At 45.4% G+C, this 21,177-nt stretch carries 16 protein-coding genes; all 16 read left to right on the top strand.

Annotation, left to right across the window (positions count from 1 at the left end; all coding sequences use genetic code 11):
* Positions 1–8 precede the first annotated feature (8 nt).
* The 16 genes from GJB61_RS18580 to GJB61_RS18510 all read left to right on the top strand — a co-directional run bounded on the left by GJB61_RS18580 (position 9) and on the right by GJB61_RS18510 (position 21,087).
* Positions 9–2,711, top strand: a complete 2,703-nt coding sequence (locus GJB61_RS18580) for a sensor histidine kinase (protein WP_154120516.1) — start codon at positions 9–11, stop codon at positions 2,709–2,711.
* Entirely contained in the window at positions 2,704–3,420 is a 717-nt protein-coding gene (locus GJB61_RS18575; RefSeq protein ID WP_154120515.1) for a response regulator, read from the top strand. Before GJB61_RS18580 ends, GJB61_RS18575 begins: the two co-directional genes overlap by 8 nt.
* Before the next feature lie 396 nt (positions 3,421–3,816).
* A complete protein-coding gene (locus GJB61_RS31265) occupies positions 3,817–3,969 on the top strand; it encodes a hypothetical protein (protein WP_195724391.1) in 153 nt (50 codons plus the stop codon).
* Positions 3,970–4,326: 357 nt separating this feature from the next.
* Positions 4,327–4,551: a hypothetical protein gene (locus GJB61_RS18570; RefSeq protein ID WP_154120514.1), complete on the top strand. Its 225-nt coding sequence runs from the start codon at positions 4,327–4,329 to the stop codon at positions 4,549–4,551.
* Positions 4,552–4,827: 276 nt separating this feature from the next.
* On the top strand, positions 4,828–4,893 hold the full coding sequence (gene kdpF, locus GJB61_RS32600; RefSeq protein ID WP_154120757.1) for a K(+)-transporting ATPase subunit F: 66 nt from the start codon (positions 4,828–4,830) through the stop codon (positions 4,891–4,893).
* A gap of 58 nt (positions 4,894–4,951) precedes the next feature.
* Positions 4,952–6,628 carry a potassium-transporting ATPase subunit KdpA gene (gene kdpA / locus GJB61_RS18560; protein WP_154120513.1) on the top strand — a complete coding sequence of 559 codons (1,677 nt, stop codon included), beginning with the start codon at positions 4,952–4,954 and terminating at the stop codon, positions 6,626–6,628.
* Between the two features lie 16 nt (positions 6,629–6,644).
* A complete protein-coding gene (kdpB, locus tag GJB61_RS18555) occupies positions 6,645–8,678 on the top strand; it encodes a potassium-transporting ATPase subunit KdpB (RefSeq protein WP_154120512.1) in 2,034 nt (677 codons plus the stop codon).
* Positions 8,679–8,756: 78 nt separating this feature from the next.
* The gene (gene kdpC / locus GJB61_RS18550; RefSeq protein ID WP_154120756.1) at positions 8,757–9,338 is read left to right on the top strand and encodes a potassium-transporting ATPase subunit KdpC; all 582 of its coding nucleotides are present in this window, start codon (positions 8,757–8,759) and stop codon (positions 9,336–9,338) included.
* A 90-nt stretch (positions 9,339–9,428) separates the two neighbouring features.
* A complete protein-coding gene (locus GJB61_RS18545; RefSeq protein ID WP_154120511.1) occupies positions 9,429–11,744 on the top strand; it encodes a histidine kinase in 2,316 nt (771 codons plus the stop codon).
* Positions 11,745–11,928: 184 nt separating this feature from the next.
* Complete coding sequence (locus GJB61_RS18540) at positions 11,929–12,438, top strand: RNA polymerase sigma factor (protein WP_154120510.1); 510 nt, start codon at positions 11,929–11,931, stop codon at positions 12,436–12,438.
* A gap of 14 nt (positions 12,439–12,452) precedes the next feature.
* Positions 12,453–13,928, top strand: a complete 1,476-nt coding sequence (locus GJB61_RS18535; RefSeq protein WP_154120509.1) for a DUF4179 domain-containing protein — start codon at positions 12,453–12,455, stop codon at positions 13,926–13,928.
* A gap of 298 nt (positions 13,929–14,226) precedes the next feature.
* Entirely contained in the window at positions 14,227–15,705 is a 1,479-nt protein-coding gene (locus tag GJB61_RS18530; protein ID WP_154120508.1) for an Lsa family ABC-F type ribosomal protection protein, read from the top strand.
* Between the two features lie 187 nt (positions 15,706–15,892).
* Positions 15,893–16,333: a hypothetical protein gene (locus GJB61_RS31260; RefSeq protein WP_195724389.1), complete on the top strand. Its 441-nt coding sequence runs from the start codon at positions 15,893–15,895 to the stop codon at positions 16,331–16,333.
* Positions 16,334–16,339: 6 nt separating this feature from the next.
* Positions 16,340–16,975, top strand: a complete 636-nt coding sequence (locus GJB61_RS31255) for a hypothetical protein (RefSeq protein ID WP_195724388.1) — start codon at positions 16,340–16,342, stop codon at positions 16,973–16,975.
* A 571-nt stretch (positions 16,976–17,546) separates the two neighbouring features.
* Positions 17,547–17,927, top strand: a complete 381-nt coding sequence (locus GJB61_RS18515; RefSeq protein ID WP_154120507.1) for a VOC family protein — start codon at positions 17,547–17,549, stop codon at positions 17,925–17,927.
* 361 nt (positions 17,928–18,288) lie between these two features.
* Positions 18,289–21,087 carry a glycoside hydrolase family 2 TIM barrel-domain containing protein gene (locus GJB61_RS18510; RefSeq protein WP_154120755.1) on the top strand — a complete coding sequence of 933 codons (2,799 nt, stop codon included), beginning with the start codon at positions 18,289–18,291 and terminating at the stop codon, positions 21,085–21,087.
* Positions 21,088–21,177: the final 90 nt, after the last annotated feature.

Below are 21,177 nucleotides of genomic sequence, written 5' to 3'. Positions count from 1 at the left end.
GCATTGGGATGGTAACAAATCAAACAGACTCAGGTTCCCTGCTTGAGCGTCTTTCCAATACACCGGCAGAGAAAAGACGAGGAAGGCTCAAAATATTTGTCGGCTATGCAGAAGGTGTTGGCAAGACCTGTGCCATGCTGAGTGCTGCCCATGAGGAGCAAAGAGATGGAATAGATGTGGTAGCCGGATATATTGAGTCTCATGTAAGGCCGGAGACAACAGCTCTCTTAGAAGGACTGGAACTTTTGCCGCCACTAGAGCTCATCCATAAAGGTGCCATTATTACAGAATTTGATCTGGACCGAGCGATCCACAGAACTCCTGACCTTATATTATTGGATGATCTGGCTCATACCAATGCAGCGGGAGGCCGCCACAAGAAAAGATATCAGGATGTGGAGGAGCTACTGCGGGCGGGAATTCACGTCTATACCACGATTAATATTCAGCATATTGAAAGCCTGAATGATATCATTGCCTCTATTGCCGGTACCTCTGTGCAAGAACGCATTCCAGATAGTGTATTTGAGAGTGCCGATCAGGTTGAATTAGTTGATATTGAACCCGATGATTTGATAGATCGCTTGCATAAGGGGAAAATCTACCCTGAAGATCAAGCTCAAAGGGAACATGCCCATTTGTATATCAAAGAAAAACTGATCGCTCTGCGTGAGATCGCTCTGCGTTATACAGCAGATCAGTTGAACCGAATCGCGGTAAAAATAAGTAAACAAGAAAAAAATAGCGAGTATTATACCAAAGACCATATATTAGTCTGTCTGTCCTCGGCTACTTCCAACAAAAAGGTAATTCGAACAGCGGCGAGAATGGCTGATGCTTTTCACGGGGGATTTACGGCCCTGTTTGTGGAAACATCGGAAACCAAAGAATTAACACAAAAAAGCAGGACGGAACTGCAGGGGAATCTGAGACTGGCTGAGCAGCTAGGCGCACAGATTGCGACAGTATATGGAGAGGACATCCCCGGACAAATAGCGGAGTATGCCAAAACAAGCAGGGTATCGAAGATTGTCCTGGGACGCTCCCGAACAAACAAAAAGAGATGGTTTGCAAAAACTAATTTTGTGGATAAACTGACTGCATCCGCCCCAGATATTGACATTTATATCATCCCAGACAATCAGCCTTCTTTCTACAAAAGGTTTCCCCAATATTCGAAACCCCCGCAGCTGTCACTGGCCGATACAACCAAAACCATTGGAATTCTGGTGGGCTGCACCTTGATCGGATTGTGGTTTCATTCTTTGGGCTTTAGAGAAGCAAATATCATCACCGTGTATATTCTGGGTGTTCTGTTCAATGCCATGGTTACAAGGGGAAGGTTGTATAGTGCGGCAACTTCGGTATTTAGTGTGCTGGTGTTCAATTATTTTTTTACCGAGCCTTACTTTTCTTTACAGGCGTATGATTCGGGTTATCCGGTTACATTCCTTGTGATGCTGTCGGCCTCCTTCATAACCAGTACTCTGACGATGCGGGTAAAGGAGCAAGCCCAACAATCAGCCCAAAAAGCCTACCGTACAGAGGTGCTTTTAGAGACGAGTCGAAAGTTGCAGCAAGCCAAAGATACCTCAGCCATTATTAATGAAACGGCACAGCAAATGGTGAAACTGCTGGACAGAACCATCATTTTTTATGCGGTACAGCAAGAGATTTTATCCGAGCCGCTGATTTTTGTGAAGGAAGAATCGGCTGTTGATCCGCAGGCTTATACAGATGAGAAGGAACGTGCAGTTGCAGAGTGGGTGCTGAAAAATAACAAGCGAGCCGGAGCGACGACGGATACCTTTTCCACCGCTAATTGCTTATACCATGCGGTGCGGGCAGGCGATCGCGTGTTTGCAGTAGCGGCCATAGTCATGGATAATGAAGAACCTCTGGAGGTTTTTGAGAAGAGTCTGATGATTGCTATGCTGGGAGAATGCGCACTGGCGCTTGAAAAAGAACGATTAAACGAAAAACAAAAAGAAATCTCCATGCAAGTACAGCAGGAGCAGCTTCGTGCTAACCTGTTGCGGGCCATCTCCCATGATTTGCGCACCCCTCTGACCACAATTTCCGGCAATGCGGGCATACTCATTGGGAACTCTAAGGTGCTGAGTGAGGAACAGAAAAAGGGGCTATACACGGATATTTATGACGATTCTATGTGGCTTATCAATTTGGTGGAGAACTTGCTGTCCATTACCCGGATTGATAATGGCAATATAAATCTGAACTTACAGGCGGAACTTCTAGAAGAAGTTTTTGCCGAAGCACTGCTTCATATTAACCGGAACAGTAAGGAGCATAGGATCAAAACCGTATTGGATGATGAGCTTCTAATGGCTAAAATGGATTCCCAGCTTATTATTCAGGTCTTGATCAATCTAGTGGACAATGCAATAAAATATACACAGTACGGATCACACATCACGGTCTCGGCGAGACGTGAAAATCATATGGTGCTTGTCGAAGTTTCCGACGACGGACCTGGTATTTCAGAGGAAGCAAAGACTAAACTATTCGACATGTTCTATACGGCAGACAATATCCGCGGCGATGGGCGCCGTGGATTAGGCTTAGGGCTTTCATTGTGTAAATCCATTGTAAATGCGCTTGGTGGTACTATTGAGGTAAAAGATAATGTTCCGCGAGGTACGGTGTTTTGCTTTACCCTGCAGGCTGTGGAGGTGAATGTTCATGAATAAACCTTTGATTCTTGTCGTAGAAGACGACAAGCCTATTCGCAAACTAATTACTACAACACTGGAGACACAAGGCTACAAATATCATACGGCTGAAACTGGCGAAGCCTCGATTTTAGAGGCCGTTTCCAAGCAGCCAGATATTATCATTCTGGATTTGGGACTTCCGGATATGGACGGCGTGGACATCATCAAAAAGGTACGGACATGGTCCAATATTCCCATCATCGTGGTCAGCGCACGCAGTGAAGACCGAGACAAAATCGAAGCGCTCGATGCAGGCGCAGACGATTATCTGACCAAACCCTTTAGTGTAGAAGAACTTCTGGCCAGGCTGCGGGTCAGTTTACGACGAATCCGCTATGACAGTGACAAGCTGTTGAAAGATGCGTCCATGTTCACCAACGGAAATCTGAGAATAGATTATGCGGCGGGTTGTGTGTGGCTGGAAGAAGAAGAAATTCACCTGACTCCCATTGAATATAAGCTTTTAGGTCTGCTGGCAAAAAATGTAGGCAAAGTATTGACCCATAATTACATTCTGAATGAAATCTGGGGTAGTTATACCTACGATATTCCTGCCTTGCGTGTTTTCATGGCCACCCTGAGGAAAAAAATAGAGAAAACACCTTCGCAGCCAAAGTATATCCAGACCCATATTGGAGTGGGCTACCGGATGCTGCAGGTTGGAGATGACAGTAGAGTTATCTGAATTGTTGTTCAAAATCAGCGGTTGAACGTTTGTGAAACAAGCCGCTACGGTTCGGAGGGTTCTTGCGATCGCTGTTAAAGCCCAATTTCTTGATTGTAAAGTGAATTATAGGTTGAAATTGGGCTTTAAAGGCGAACACTACCGTTTCTCCAGAATCCCTCCGACCCTCCACTTACGTTTACTCGTAAAGTCAAGCACTTATTTTAGAATAGAGCCTTTTATACTGGGTAAGAAAATGATGAAATAACAGTTATCCCAGCCACCACCGGGATAAGCCGCGACAAAGAAGGCGTCGTCCAGCCTGATAACGGCGGTGTTCACGACACGAACCAAATGATCTGCTGGAATGTCATCCTCTTAATCCATTTACAGGTAAAGCGGGTCCATCATGCTATATTGAATGTACAAAGAAATCGCTTCTTTGAAATGGTTGCTGGTACTTCCATTTTACCAAAGGGTGATTTTTTTTGTGATTTCAATGAAGATTTTGAGCATGATTTATCCGCTGAAACCAGCGGAGAGTACGGACTGATTGTGGAAAAGCGGTAGCGGTTGCCCGAAAGCTTTCCGAAGGAAAGCTCGCTTCGAAAGCATATGCTGTCTCCGGATTTTCACCGCTAAGGGGAATAAAAAAAAATCTGGAGACCACAGCGATTGGAACAACGGTCCGTTCGCGGAGCGTCCTCACAAGCGCAACCGTCTATCTGACTCCAAAAACAAGGGGTGTCCCAAGCCATTTCATGGCTTATGGGACAGCCCCTTATTTCTGTTTTATCCAGACGATAAACGGAGGAACATCCCTCTTAACGTAATCTTTATTCGCTCATGGAAACCTTAACCCTGAACTAATGGCGGGAGTGATACGCTAAATCAGAAGGAAAGCATACGGGAGAAGGGGTGATTTAGTTGAATGAATTATTGAAAAATGTTGGTCTTATATCAATCATAATGGTGTTGCTATATATCATTAAAAAAATATACGACTATTCCTATTTTAAAAATTTGGGTTTATATGAGGACGATGACATAGATAAAGCGGCTGAAGAGTTTGCTCAGAGAGCAGCGCCAACAGATGATGCCAGAATCATTTTACCGAACGGTATTGATATTAAAGATAAAGGCTATAAATAAGGTGTTGGGCGAAGATGAATATAACTGAATCTTAATGTAATCTTAATCCGCTCATGGAAACCCTAACCCAGAACTAATGGCAGAGGTGATAAGCTAAATCGGAAGTTAAACGTAGAGAGATCAGCAGTAGATAGTAGAGAGAGGAGTGGCAAAGGCGATGATGGATCTGTATATGGTGGTTGCGTTAGCAGTGCTTTTCAGTTTGCTTTACGGATTTATGCACTTCTGCGCAGACGTGGTTGAAGACAAGGGGAGGAATGAGCTGTGATTGTTGTAATGGCTGTTACCCTACTGCTGTTCCTGTATCTGGTATATGCCCTGATTCATCCAGAGGAATTCTAATATCATCTATTGAAAAATGAATGTAATGCAATGTAACGAAAGTTAAGGAGGATCATTTATGGGCGTCTTGCAAATAGTCGTAGTTATTGTAATTTTGTTGCTGCTGGTTAAACCAGTTGGAACCTATTTATATCATGTGTTTTCCAATGAACCCAATCGGACGGATCGATGGTTTGCACGTACGGAAAAAGGCATTTATAGCCTGATCGGACTCAAAAAGCGGGGCGGCATGTCCTGGAAAAAATATGCGATCAGCTTTGTATTAACCAATATTGTACTGGTAGCGTTCAGCTACATCTTTCTCCGCTTGCAGAAGGGGCTCCCGCTGAACCCAAGTGGAATCGGGAATATGGAAGAAACGCTTACGTTCAATACAGTCATCAGCTTTATGACCAACACGAATCTGCAACATTACAGCGGGGAAACGGGCGTCTCCTATTTCTCGCAAATGGCCGTGATGACCATGTTGATGTTCACCTCTGCCGCCAGCGGATTTTCAGTCGCCGTTGCTTTTGTTAGAGGGATTACCGGACAGAAATCGGTAGGGAATTTCTTTGAGGATTTCGTCAAGGCGCATATCCGTATCTTCATCCCACTAGCTGTACTGGTTACACTGATTATGGTCGGACTGCATGTGCCGCAGACGCTCAAGCCTACGCTTGCGGTAACCACACTCGATGGACAGACTCAGCAAATTGCCATCGGTCCGATTGCATCGCTCGAATCCATCAAACATCTGGGAACGAATGGCGGCGGCTTCTTCGGAGCCAATTCGGCGCATCCCTTTGAGAATCCAAGCCCGCTAACGAACGTGCTGGAGATTCTCTCCATGTGGATGCTGCCAGCCTCACTTCCTTATATGTATGGCTTGTTCGCTAAGAACAAACGGCAGGGCTGGATGATCTTCTCGGCCATGATGACCTTGTTCGTGCTGTTTCTGGGATTGAATTATTATAGTGAAACTCAAGGCAATCCGGCTATTAACGCTATGGGAATCGATTCCTCACAAGGCAGCATGGAAGGCAAGGAGGTACGCTTCGGCATTGCGCAGTCCGCTCTGTTTACGACAGTGACGACCGCAGCTACAACAGGTACTGTTAACAATATGCACGATACACAGACACCGCTTGGCAGCATTACTCCGTTAACACTGATGATGCTCAATAACGTATTCGGTGGTAAAGGTGTCGGGCTGGTCAATATGCTGATGTACGCTATCCTGGGTGTCTTCTTGTGCGGTCTGATGGTTGGCAGGACACCGGAATTTCTTGGGCGGAAGATAGAGGCCAGAGAAATGAAGCTGATTGCTATTGCCATCCTGATTCACCCGCTTATTATATTGGTGCCGACTGCTGGGGCATTCCTAACGAATTTGGGCAATGGTTCTATATCCAATCCGGGATTCCATGGAATGACGCAGGTATTGTATGAATATACCTCTGCTGCTGCCAATAACGGTTCCGGCTTTGAAGGGCTTGCGGATAACACCTCCTTTTGGAATATTACAACTGGAGTCGTCATGATGCTAGGCCGTTATGTATCCATAATAGCGATGCTGGCAGTAGCGGGTTCGATGATTAAGAAGAAGCCGGTTCCAGAGACTATCGGTACATTTCGTACAGACAATGGCCTGTTTACCGGTATTCTGATTGGTACGGTGCTGATCATTGGTGCACTGACGTTCCTGCCGGTCATTGTGCTCGGTCCAATTGCAGAATATTTGACCTTACGGTAGGAAGAGGGAGATCTAGATGAGTACTGTACAAAGAAAAAAGCTGCTGAGCGGACCTATACTCCTAAGCGCTGTAAAAGATAGCTTTATCAAGCTTAACCCGGTTACTCTGATGAAGAATCCAGTAATGTTCGTGGTCGAGATCGGCACGATCATCGTCCTCCTCATGGTGCTGGTTCCTGGTTACTTTAACGCAGAACAAGCGGTGGGCTTTAATATTTCCGTATTTTTCATTCTACTGTTTACCGTATTGTTCGCCAACTTTGCTGAAGCACTGGCAGAAGGTCGCGGTAAAGCTCAGGCGGATTCCTTGAAGAAGACGAAGCAGGATATTACGGCTAACAAGCTGGTTGGAACGGCAATAAAGATTGTTGCTTCCTCCGAGCTGCGCAAGGGAGATATCGTCATTGTCAGCCAGGGAGAACTGATTCCGGGTGATGGCGAGGTTATTGAAGGATTGGCTTCGGTGGATGAATCGGCCATAACCGGCGAGTCAGCCCCTGTCATTAAAGAAGCCGGTGGAGACTTTGGTTCGGTCACGGGTGGTACACGGGTGGTCAGCGATGAGATCAAGGTACGAATTACGAGTGATCCAGGTGAATCTTTTCTCGATCGGATGATCTCTCTTGTTGAAGGCGCGAAGCGCCAAAAGACGCCGAACGAAATTGCCTTGAATACACTCCTGATCAGTCTGACGATTATTTTCCTGATTGTCGTAGTGACACTGCGACCCATTGCAAGCTTTCTGGGTGTGGAACTGGATATTCCAGTAATGATTGCTCTGCTGGTTTGTCTGATTCCAACAACGATCGGCGGCCTGCTCTCTGCTATTGGTATTGCGGGCATGGATAGGGTCACCCAGTTTAATGTGCTGGCGATGTCCGGGAAGGCCGTTGAGGCTGCCGGAGATATTAACACAATGATCCTGGATAAGACGGGGACGATTACCTTCGGGAATCGGATGGCGAGTGAATTCGTAACCGTAGGCAAAGAATCCGATCTTGAGCTCACCGCCTGGGCAGCCATAAGCTCACTGAAGGATGAAACTCCTGAAGGACGTTCCGTGCTTGAGCTAGCCAAAAAGCTAGAACGCAGCTATGACAGCAGTCTGGGAGAAGGCGGAACCTTCGTCGAATTCAAGGCGGAAACGCGGATGAGCGGTATGGATCTGCTTGACGGACGTAGTGTACGCAAAGGCGCGGTGGATTCCGTCAAGAAATGGGTGCTGGCAAATGGCGGGATGATCCCTGACAATCTAGACAGTAACTCGGATGCGATCGCCCGGTTAGGCGGTACCCCGCTAGCTGTTGCCGTTGACGGCCGAATCTATGGGCTCATTTATTTGAAGGATACCGTTAAGCCCGGCATGAAAGAGCGCTTCGAGGAACTGCGGAAGATGGGAATTAAAACGATCATGTGTACCGGCGACAACCCACTAACCGCGGCCACTATTGCCCGCGAAGCAGGGGTTGACGATTTCATTGCCGAAAGCACACCCGAGGATAAAATCGCGGTCATCCGCCGCGAGCAGAACGAAGGCAAGCTGGTCGCCATGACCGGTGACGGCACGAATGATGCACCCGCCTTGGCGCAGGCCGATGTGGGCCTTGCGATGAATAGTGGAACAACGGCTGCCAAAGAAGCGGCGAATATGGTCGATTTGGACTCAGACCCTTCGAAGATTATTGAGGTTGTTGCAATTGGGAAGCAACTGCTGATGACGCGTGGTGCGTTAACCACATTCAGTATTGCGAATGACATCGCTAAATATTTTGCGATCATTCCGGCGATGTTCACCTTGGCGATTCCAGAGATGGAAGTCCTGAATGTCATGGGACTCGGCTCACCTAGCTCGGCAATTATCTCGGCCCTGATCTTTAATGCAATCATCATCCCGCTGTTAATTCCGTTGGCGATGAGAGGCGTTCCTTATAAACCGATGAGCAGTGCCAAGCTGTTGAGACGTAATCTTTTTATCTACGGCTTGGGTGGAGTCATTGTTCCGTTCGCTGGGATTAAGCTCATAGATATGATCGTAAGTATCTGGATTTAACAGTATATTTGACTATAGACAGAAAAGGGTGACAGTATTATGGTGAACTCTATCGAACTGGAAGAAGAGCAGCAATCCATGTCCAAAGGTGCTTATTTCTTGATGGTGGTGCGGCTCAGTGTGGTCTTTATTGTACTCTGCGGGATCATTTATCCCTTGGCTACCACAGCGATTGCCCAAGTAGTGATGCCGTCACAGGCCAATGGCAGTCTACTCACCAATAAAGCCGGAGTCGTTGTGGGCTCGGAATTAATCGGCCAGAACTTTACAGATCCAGCGCTATTCCATGGCCGGGTATCGAGTATTGATTATAAAGCCGAAGCTTCCGGCTCCAACAACTACGGACCCTCCAATCCGGATATGCTGCAGCGGACGAAGGATTTCATTACCCAGTGGCAGTTGGATAATCCCGAAGTGCCTTTGAATAAACTTCCGGTAGATCTGATTACCAATTCAGGTTCAGGACTTGATCCTGATATTACTCCGGCCTCGGCGATTGTGCAGATTCCGCGGATTAGTAATCTGACTGGGATTCCAACTTCACAGCTAGAGGAATTGGTGGCGAAGACTACCAAAGGCCGTGATCTTGGTTTGTTTGGTGAGGAACGTGTCAATGTGTTGAAGCTGAATATGGCTTTATCGGAAATGTCGGCGAAATAGTCCGGCTCATACCCTGCCCGCGCAGTTGGCGGTCAGGGTAGTTTTCGGTTTAGACTTTGGAGTGTCACTTGTCGGAAAGGAGGTTAAGCAATGGCGCCATATAAACGAAAGACCCCTGAGGAAATCTTGTATTCCATATACCGGCTGCATCAGGGCAGGCTGAAGATCATTATCGGCTCCGTCAGCGGATCGGGAAAAACATATAATATGCTGGAGGAAGGCAAGCTTTTGAAGCAGCAAGGGATTGATGTAGTTATCAGTGCCGTATCTACCATGCAACGAGCGGAGACCGTTCAGCAGCTTGTGGATCTGGAACGTGTCCCGAGCATCCATTGGTGGAAAGACGGCAAGGAGCAAAAGGATCTTCCTTTGGATGCTCTGCTGGAACGTAATCCCGAAGTCCTGCTTGTAGATGGACTGGCTCATCGCAATCGCATAGATGCCCGTTTTCCAACCCGGCTGGAAGATATCCGTTATTTAATGGGCAACGGCATCAGCGTGATAACGACCATTAATGTTTATGAGTTGGCGGGAGTGGGCGAGATGATATTTCAAATGACAGGAATTCGAGCGGAAGAAACGGTGCCTTTGAATACACTTGAATTTGCAGATGAAGTGCGCTTGATTGATGTATCTCCGGAAACCATTCTGAAGCGGATCGAGGAAGGTGTACTGGGTGGTGAGACGCATCCTGCTTTGTCCGCCCGTGGAAATCTCGGTGTGCTTCGTGAATTATCCCTGCGTTTGGTGGCAGAAGGAGTCAATGATTCTCTTGAAAAACATCGGGAAGGTCAGGGACTCATCGGTCCTTCCGGCGCAACGGAGCGGATACTGGTATCCACGCAGTACCACTGGAACGGCTCACTCTACGTGAGAAGAGGTCAACAAATCGCCAAGCGGCTGGGTGGTGATCTTATTGTAGTGACCTTTGTTATACCAAATCGGCCATTGACGAAGGAACAGCAAACCTTCAAGCGTTCAATAGTGAAGCTTGTAGAGCGCGTGGAGGCCAAGTTTAGTGAGATTCAACTAACCCATCTGCGTCAGCTTCCTTCCGTTTTAGTACGTTTTGCAATTCAAAATAACGTGACGCGGATCGTCATGGGCCACTCCAATAAGACTCGTTGGCAGGAAAAGTGGCAGGGCTCCATCGCGAACCGTGTATTGCGAGAAACACGAAATATTGATGTGTTTCTAATGGCAGACCGGGCTGAGCAGGAAGGGGAGCGGATATTGCCAATCAAACCGAATCCTAAAGGGACGAAAGTACCTTTTCATCGGTTAAGCAGTGAAGAACTACAACAGAAGATTGATAAAATACACCGGGGCACCTTTAAAGTATATATCGGAGCGGCTCCCGGCGTAGGGAAAACCTACAAAATGCTGCAGGAAGGTAATCTACTCCTGAACAAAAACATCGATGTCGTCATCGGGTTGATAGAGACTCACGGCCGGCAGGAAACCAAAGGTCAAATCGGCGGACTGACGATTATCCCGCGAGCCAAGATCCAATATCAGTCAACGCAGCTGGAAGAAATGGACACCGATGCGATTATTGCCCGCCATCCGGAAGTCGTACTTGTTGATGAATTAGCGCATACCAACGTCCCCGGCAGTCAGACCAAAAAACGATATGAGGATGTTATCCGCCTATTGGAAAACGGCATTTCAGTCATAACTACCGTGAATGTCCAACATCTGGAAAGTCTAAACGACGCGGTGGCCCAGTTAACCGGTATTCGCGTGCGGGAAACTGTGCCCGATGCGATATTGCGAATGGCAAGCGAGGTAGAACTGATCGACGTAACACCGCAAATGCTGCAGGGCCGAATGCGGGAGGGGAAAATCTACGCAACCGAGAAAGTGAATCAAGCGCTGGAATCCTTTTTTAAGATTGGTAATCTGATTGCGCTGCGCGAGCTGGCCCTCCGTGAAATTGCAGATGATGTAGACGAACGGCTGGAGGCATGGGACCGGGATACTTCTTTAAGGGGGCCGTGGAGCAGGCGCGAGGTGATCTTCGTCTGTGTGGACTTGGAACCGCGAGCAGAACGACTGATCCGCCGCGGATTCCGCATCGCACATCGCCTGAAAGCAGAATGGTATGTCCATTATGTACATTGCGGCGCGGTACGATCTCCTGAGGAGCAGAAGCGTCTGGACGTGCTGCGGCACTTAGCGGAACGACTTGGTGGGAAGATGGAGATAACCGAGGCAGTCAGCAGTACCAACGTACATCAGCATTTGTTAAACCGAATGAACGAAGTGCAGACGACCCAGCTTATTATCGGGCAGTCACGAAAACCACTATGGCGTACTTTTCTCAAAGAGAGTTTTATCCATTATCTACTCCGGTATGCTCGTCATATGGATATGTTAATCGTTGCGGATTTTGATCCGAGTTGAGCTTACAGGCAGGATCGTTCAAGGAAGCTGGTAATTCCTAGCGTAGGAAAAGCCGGCTTTTTTCGTATGTTATATTTTGAGAAAAACCAATCTTTTTCCCGTCGAACTGCGTCTTACTTATAAGTAGATTATTTAGATAACTTCTTCCCAATGCCAATACTTATAAAAATAGGGGGAGTGGTGAATGGTGGGAAATACATTGGACGAGGTCAGAATGGCGAATTTTGCGCGGATGGATGAAGAAACTTTTTTTGAACGCCTGTACTTCGAACATCGAAAAATGTATGCAATCGCCTTCAGTTACCTGAGAACAGAATCTGATGCGTTGGAAGTGGTGCAGGAAGCGTCCTGCCGGGCATGGATGAAGCGCAAAAGGCTTAAGGACGATCAGGCGTTTACGCCCTGGGTGATCCGGATTACTATCAACTGCTGCATGGATGAACTACGCCGCAAAAAACGGGTGTTTCCAGCGGAGAAGCTGGTGGAGGAAGCCGTTCAGGAAATGAAGAGCAATGAACGAATCGACCTGGAACGGGCAATGAAGCGGATGAAGCCGAGATATCGGCATGCTGTGATCCTAAAATACTATCAGGACATGACAACTAGCCAAATAGCCGAAGTGCTAAATAAACCCGAAGGCACGATCAAAACCTGGTTGCGTGAAGGACTCAGACAGCTGCGGAAATATCTATAAAGGAGGCGAATGGAGTGATAGAAAAAGAAGAACGGATTCTACGGCAGAATGCCGATGAAGTAAAAGAAAATACCGAAACGATTCAGGAAATGAAAATTTACAACGCCATGCGAGATGGAATCAAACGGGGGAAGAAACGTTCCCGAAAGCGCATATTCTCATTGGGAATGGGTGCGATTGCAGCTGTGGCAGCAGTTCTGCTCATATTCTCCTTCAGTGGATTGCCGGTGGCAGTAAAGGATGAACCATCGGTGCAAAGTGCCAGCACTGGACATTGGGATGATTTCAAAGCGTACCGTGAGGATTCTGTGCTAGATCCTGCCCTTGCAAGTGCTCTGGAACAGAATCTCGTAAAGCCGATTCGCCAGAGCGCAGAGAACAAAGGTTACCGCATCGACGTAGCTGGTGCTGTTACAGACGGCCGTAAAGTGTTTGTCCTGTACAGTGTCCAGAACAATACGGATAAGGAAGTGGTACATGCGGATTTCTCGCTCCACTTCGGTACTTATCAGGACCCCTACCCGCGTAAGGGAACATCGTTGGGAATTCTGCCTGGAGACAGCCGGATTCGAGCGGGTCAAACTGTGAATTTTATTTATTCAACCAACCTTTTGCCCTCGAGGCAATATTCGCAGGATGCGAAGCTGGGTGTCATACTTACAGAAACCTCTGATGAGGCACTCCTTTCCAGCAGCAACAAGTACCGGACGAGCCTGGATGTTGCCTTCGAACTAGATCCCGATATGTTAAAAGACCAGAACCATACAATTTATCCAGAGCAGACACTGACCGTGGGCGGACAAAAGATTATTGTGAATCAATTATTGTATACTCCGCTGAGCACTTATGTGGACGTGGAGTATGACAAGAACAATGACAAACAAATTTTCGAGTGGATTAATCCGGTTCTGATCGGTAAAAGCGGGGATCACATCGAAAAATTATACTATCCAGACCTACTCACATCCCATAATTCGGAAGTTTATTCGGATGACTCCAAGGCCACACTTATTTTCAAAAAGAGTCTAGCTGGACCGTTAGATTCGGTTGCATTGAAAATAGCCGGAATTGCGGCGCAAGACAAGGATCGTTTGAAAATTGTAGTCGATCTCAATAAAAAACAAATTATTGAAGCTCCGGGAAACGATCTTGAAGTCGTTGAGCCCGTACCCGAGGAACATGCAGAAGCAGGAGAAATCCTGTTGCGGCGCAAGCCTATAAACGACCCCTATTCGAGCAGCTTCAGCATGAGCTTGCCCAGCAGCTATACCGATGCGGAGGGCCAAGTACATCAGACAGTGAACAAACAATTTGCGGCAATCAACTTTGGCGGCTTTAGTAGGTCAAAAGAGGGTACGGTGGTGGACGAGGTTCGTTATAATTTTGGAGAAGCAGCACTGGATTATCCACAGCCGCTTACCATAAAGGTTGAGCGGTATTGTAATCCGGTTATGGATACACAGTCCGTAGAGTTGTCGTCGAGTAAGTAGGAATAATAGCTTTTATTGAAATTCAAAAAGAGGTATGGTAAGGTTAACTTAATTAATTGAATGGAGTTGAAAGATATAATGTAGAATTTCTTGCTGATTTTATAAAATAATAAAACATTAAGAGCGATATTTTTCGCGTGTTTTATTCTTTATAAGCAAGAAAGTTACTATATCTTTTTAACTCAAACGGGATATCTTTATCTAACTCCAATAGTGGGCTAGATTTCTGTATTTATTTGAGCTACAAGAAAAGTAATTTTCTTGTAGCTTTTATTTTTTTATACAGGAGGATAATTATATGTCATTAATAAATGTTACAAACCTGACGTATGCCTATGAGGGCAGTTACGATAATATATTTGAAGACGTAAGTTTTCAGATTGATACCGATTGGAAATTAGGATTTACGGGGAGAAACGGTAGAGGCAAGACAACATTCCTCAATTTGTTGCTTGGCAAATATGAATATAGTGGAAATATTTCGGCTAATGTTACTTTTGAATATTTCCCGTTCCAAGTCGAGCACAAGGATCATAATACCCTTGATGTGATCGAAGAGATGTTTCCAGACTATCTTCATTGGAAGCTGATGCGTGAACTCTCCTTGTTAAAGGTGTCTGAGGATGTGCTATATCGGCCCTTTGATTCATTGTCGAATGGAGAGCAAACGAAAGTGTTACTGGCTACTTTGTTTATTAAGGAAAATAGTTTCTTGTTAATTGATGAACCTACCAATCATCTGGACATGGAAGGAAGAAAACTGGTTAGTGATTATCTCAATTCCAAAAGCGGATATATTCTGGTGTCTCACGACCGATCATTTTTGGATCACTGCGTAGATCACATTCTTTCCATCAATAAGACCAACATTGAAATTCAAAAAGGTAATTTTTCCGGTTGGTGGGACAATAAATTGAGACAAGATAACTTTGAACTGGCGGAGAACGAAAAACTTAAAAGAGATATTAAACGCTTGTCTGATTCTTCTAAACGGACGGGCAACTGGTCACACGAAGTGGAAAAAAGCAAAAACGGAACCAGAAACTCTGGTTCTAAGTTAGATAAAGGATATGTTGGTCACAAAGCTGCTAAAATGATGAAACGCTCTAAATCCATTGAGCAAAGACAACAATCTGCGATTGTCGAAAAGTCTAAACTCCTTAAAAATATCGAAAATGCTGACAGCCTAGAAATTTCGCAACTTGCGTATCATAAAAGCCAACTTGTTGAACTTGAAAAAGTTTCAATTTATTACGGTGACAAGAGAGTTTGTGCAGATATTAGCTTTTCGATTGAGCAAGGTGAGCGAATTGCCCTTTTGGGTAAAAACGGCTCCGGGAAATCGAGTATCATCAAACTCATTTGCGGTGAGGATATAAACTATACAGGCACCTTTAAGAAGGATAGCCAGTTGAAAATATCCTACGTATCCCAGGATACCTCGGATCTTGGGGGCAATTTATCTGACTATGCGGCAAACAACGGGATCGATGAAAGCCTGTTTAAATCGATTTTGAGAAAACTTGATTTCTCCCGAGTGCAATTTGAGAAGGATATTTCCGCTTTTAGCGGTGGGCAAAAGAAGAAGGTGCTGATTGCCAAAAGTCTTAGCGAGCAAGCTCATTTGCATATTTGGGATGAACCCCTAAATTTCATTGATATCATCTCCCGGATGCAGATTGAAGAGCTGCTGCTTGAATACTCATCAACCATTCTTTTTGTGGAGCATGACAGGGAATTCTGCAACAATGTGGCTACAAAGGTAATTGAGTTGTAAGGCAGTTTTGTAATTTTAGGCATAAAATACAGCCGGTCAAACTGCAGATTGCTGCAGTCTGACCGGCTGTTTGATTTTACAGGCTGTGTGGATGACTTCCGTCGCTTGTCTGACTGAACATCTCTAACAGACAGGATTATCTCAATGCATTCACGAATACTTTGAGAATAGATTCAAGGAGGCTAAAATGAAGAAAACACTTTTTTTATTTCTTATTTTAATAAACCTCACACCTCTTCATTCCGTATCAGCAGACTGGACTTCTCGTTTTGTCGTTTATTCTAATGATATATACGAAATAACGGATGAACCTATCCTTCCAAGTGTAATTGATCAAAAAATTGGACATGTAACACGGTATTCAGATGAGGAGGGAACTTACAGAGGGAACTTTTCAAATACTTTCCCGAAAGGTACCGCCTATTATTCAATTCAGGATAAAGATCCAAAAGAAGTAATTGCAATAGAGACTATACAAGATACGTATTTGAAGGCAATTAATAAAGGTCATTATGACAATGATGAAATTGAAACCCAATATCGTATTTGGGCTATTGTAACCATTGGAGCGCTAATTTTTGTGATTATTTTTATAATAATGAAGGTGCGTCGAAAAAAGGATGTGTAATTAAACATGAAAACGTTGTATAGACCTGTAGGACTTTTAGAAATGAATTTGATTTTAGACCGCGATCTGAAGGGGTTTCCACCGAGGCTTCCTGAACAACCTATTTTCTATCCGGTTTTAAACAAACCTTATGCAGATCAAATTGCTCGGGAATGGAACACTAAGGATAAATTTTCAGGATATGTGGGGTTTGTTACTGAGTTTAAAATAGAAAGTCCATTTATTGATAAATATGATGAACAAATGGTTGGATCAAAAAAGCACAATGAATTATGGGTTCCAGCCGAAGAACTCGAAGAATTGAATCATAATATTGTTGGGAGAATTCAGTTAGTGGATTTGTTTTATGGAGATGAGTATAAGGGGTTAAGTACAGACGGGACGATATTTGAGGATAAAAACTTAATAGAACAATTTATCGTCTGGAAAGGGATATTAGATCATAATGCAATGGATTTCTATTGTGAGATTAAGGAACATTGGAAATTCATTTTTATAAACTATCCATTTTGGAATAGTATCGATTGTAAAGCTTATGGAATAACTGATGAAATGAAAAGCGAAATACTCTCAACTATGAAGGAATATTGGGAAGATCATTTTCCGGATATGAAATTATTAATAGGAGCCCAATATGTCTAATTACATCGTGAAGATCATTCCAAAACATGAGAACACCGTCCCTACAAGTGAAGAGAGAGATGAGATTTTAAATCTATTAAGAACCGATACCCTCACCAAAGATATACATGAGCGACTATTTGATGAGGTTACATTTATTGATCCAGGATCAAATTAGGTATTAGGAACTGAATGGTGGTCAGAGAAAATGGATAGCTGCAACTTGAATAATTTTAATGATTTATCAGTAACAACACCTTGTTGTAAAAGGACTACCTCATTAAATGAATTGGAATATATTTGGCCAGCAGGATTTGCCAAGTATGTTATTGAGATTATGAACCCAAATGAAGATGAGGTCATTGAAATTGAAAAACGGATTAACAGTAAAGACTATACATTGATTAGGGCTCATTACTAGTTAGATAAAATTATTGCAAAGAATAATAGCGATAATGAATACTGTTGCCTGCGAACAACCGACTCGACTTGTTTTCGGGTATGAAAATTGATTATATTAAGATAGCTGCGTTATGCTGGATATAGGGCTGGCGATTTCATTAGCTAATTTGAATAGTAGGGAGAATAAAACATGATTAATCAAATCGGTCAAATTATGCTGTACATGAATGATCAAGAGCAAGCAATGCGGTTTTGGACGGAAAAAGTCGGCTTTATCGTCGTTTCGGAAGAGGATAATGGCCAAGGGCTACGGTGGATTGAAATCGCCCCTCAGCAAGGCGCGCAAACGTCCTTCGTGCTTCATAACAAGCAATTCATTGCCCAGATGGAGCCAGAGCTTAACCTAAACACTCCTTCAATCATGCTTTACAGCGACGATCTTGACAGTTTGTATCAGGCTTTTAAGGAGAAAGACATAACGGTCGGAGATTTGGTTAGTATGCCTTCGGGTCGCGTATTCAACTTTGCCGATGATGAGAATAACTACTTTGCGGTTATGGAAAAGAAGTAACTTGCCGTTCGTTGGATTACAGCGTCATCACTATGTGTGGTGGCGTTTTTTGTTATCTCCAGATAGAAATTTTTCAACCAGAAAGTTCATTAATAGATCAAGGACTATTATTCGACACATCTGTTCAGAAGAATGCAGCTGGAATTGAGAGCCTGGAGGAGCCATATGTTCCGCATCCGGTTTCTGAATTCTTAGCTGGATCTTCCCCCGAAGATAAGTAACTTTATTGCTCGATTTGTTCTTAGTGAATTGTGAGGATATTCCTGTACTAAGGAAAATGGATAGCGTATAATTCGGGCATTGCTTATCGACAACGAGCATATGCAGATTCAGAGACATAGGAGTGATAATTTTGCAGACAATGATCAGCCTTGAAGGCGAATGGAAGTTGCAATTGGATGCAGAGAAACAGGGGCAGCAGTTCCCTTTTTCGGATGTCATAACATTGCCAGGTACGACGTCGTACGCCCGCAAGGGACCGAAGAACGAGGATGTTCTAATCGGTGCTCTGACGGAAGAATACATGTTTGAAGGATCGGCCTGGTATTCGAAAGAGGTAATAATTCCGGACGAGCTCGCCGATAAGGCGTGTTTTCTATATCTGGAGCGAACACGGCTGACGACAGTCTGGCTGGACGGCCAAGAGATTGGCAGTCGTGACAGTCTGAACACCCCTCATGTTTACGAACTGACCGGACACCTTCGGGCAGGCAAGCAGACGATCACCGTCCGTGTCGACAATACCGGTTATCCGACCAAAGGCGGACATTTAACTTCGCCGGATACCCAGACCAACTGGAATGGAATCACTGGACGGATTGAGCTGCAGTTCTACGGTGAGTCGTATTTGAGTGGAATTCGACTAGATCCAGATTTGTCGGTACGGTCGGTCAGAATTACAGCATCCCTGAAAGGTATAGCCGAAGGACCAGTTACTGTAGCAGCCGCAAGCTTTAACGGTCTGGCAACGCATTCGGTGCCCGAGCAGGAGTTCACCATATCATCGAGCGAGTTCACCATCGTCTACGAGTTGGGTAAGGACGCTCAGCTCTGGAGCGAAGCCACGCCCAACCTGTACAACATCAGCATCACCCTGAAAAACAATGAAGGCGCAGCCATTGACCGATACGAGCTGATCTTCGGCCTAGGGGCATTCAAAACGGATGGCGACAAATTTACGATCAACGGAGAGAAGACTTTTCTTCGCGGCAAACATGACGGTCTGATCTTCCCGCTGACCGGATATGCACCAACAGATGTAGAAGAATGGCTTAGAATCCTTGGGATTTCCAAGTCTTACGGCATTAATCATTATCGTTTCCACACTTGCTGTCCGCCGGAAGCAGCCTTTACCGCTGCAGACATGCTCGGCATTTACATGGAGCCGGAACTTCCGTTTTGGGGAACGATTACGGAAGAAACCGATGAGGGACATAACCAAGCGGAGCAGGATTATCTGGTCAGCGAAGGATATGCCATTTTGCAAGCATTCGGCAATCATCCTTCCTTCGTTATGATGTCACTCGGCAATGAGCTATGGGGCAGCAAAACGAAGATAGATTCTATTTTGAAAGACTATAAAACATTTGATAACAGACACCTATACACACAGGGTTCCAATAACCATCAATTTTTACCATCCATTCTGGAGCATGATGATTTCTTTAGCGGAGTGCGCTTTTCCAGGGACCGGTTATTCAGGGGCTCCTATGCGATGTGCGACGCACCTTTGGGACATGTCCAGACTGACCTGCCAGGAACAATGAAGGATTATGACGACCAGATCATTCCTCCAGATTTACGAAATGGGGAAGTAGTGGACGTTGAGGCTGGAGGTACAATCCAGATCCAGTATGGCACCGAAGCTAAGACTGTTGAACTCGGCGATGCAGCAGGGGAATGGATTCCACGGATTCCTGTGATCTCACATGAGATCGGGCAATATGCGACCTATCCAAATTATGAGGAAATCGAGAAGTACAAAGGACCGCTCAAAGCTGAGAATTTCAAAATCTTCCGCGAACGGTTGGAAAGTAAAGGGCTGGGACATCTCGCTGCCAAATATTTCGAGTGCTCGGGACAGTTAGCTGTAGCCTGCTACAAAGAGGAATTGGAGGCCGCTTTCCGCTCGCGGAGACTTGCTGGTTTCCAACTGTTGGACCTGCAGGATTTCAGCGGACAAGGGACAGCGCTAGTCGGCATCCTTGATGCTTTTATGGATTCCAAAGGAATGATAACGCCTGAGGAATGGCGCACTTTCTGCAGCGATGCTGTCCTGATGGCGAGATTTCCGAAGTATAATTATCTCTCTGGAGAACGCTTCACCACCAGCGTCGAGCTGAGCTGGTACCGGAGCGGGACCCCTGATAACCTCGAACTTCACTGGGAGCTGACCGCAGATAGTGGTACGCTGGCTGAGGGCACAACCGAAACCAAAATCCCGGCGGGGGCGAATTACATCGATATCTGCGACCTGAACATTGATCTTCCAGCCGTCAAGCACATGACCAAAAGCGTATTCAACCTACAGATCGTGGGCACAGATATCCGCAAGACCTACGACCTGTGGATTTATCCGGAGCAGAACGACAACATGCTTGAGGGTATTCACGTATTCGAGGAGCTTTCTGATGAGGCGCTTGCGCTACTGGAGCAAGGTGGGAATGTATTGCTTATGCCGAACCCGGAGTCGCTCCACAACGCTATTGAAGGCTTCTATTGTACGGATTTCTGGTGCTACCCGATGTTCCGATCCATTTCTGAGAGTGTGAACCGGCCGGTACCTGTCGGTACTATGGGGCTTATGATCAACAACAGCCACCCTGTGTTCCGTGACTTTCCGTGCGAAGAATATTCCACCTTCCCTTGGTGGAGTCTCGTTCAGAACTCGAAGTCGATCATTATGGACGGAGTCAACCGGGAATGGAGCCCCATCGTGCAGACCATTGATAACTTTGAGCGCAATCATAAGCTCGGTTTCCTCTTTGAATGTCAAGTTGGCTCTGGGAACCTGATGGTATGCGCTTTAGACGCAGGTAAAGCAGGCGAAACACTGGAAGGGAGACAATTCCTGTTCAGCTTGGCCAATTATATGGCATCCAAGGAATTCAAGCCACAGTACACAGCAAGTACAGCTGAGCTTCAACAGTTGATTCAATAAACGGTCGCTACCTGCGCTACTCCGACCGACACAAATAATTCAGAATAAGCCTTGTTCATTCGGCAGACTGCCGGGTTGAACAAGACTTAT

Source organism: Paenibacillus monticola, assembly GCF_009664975.1.
Lineage (GTDB): Bacteria > Bacillota > Bacilli > Paenibacillales > Paenibacillaceae > Paenibacillus_AQ > Paenibacillus_AQ monticola.
This window is presented reverse-complemented; position numbering and strand designations above follow the sequence as displayed.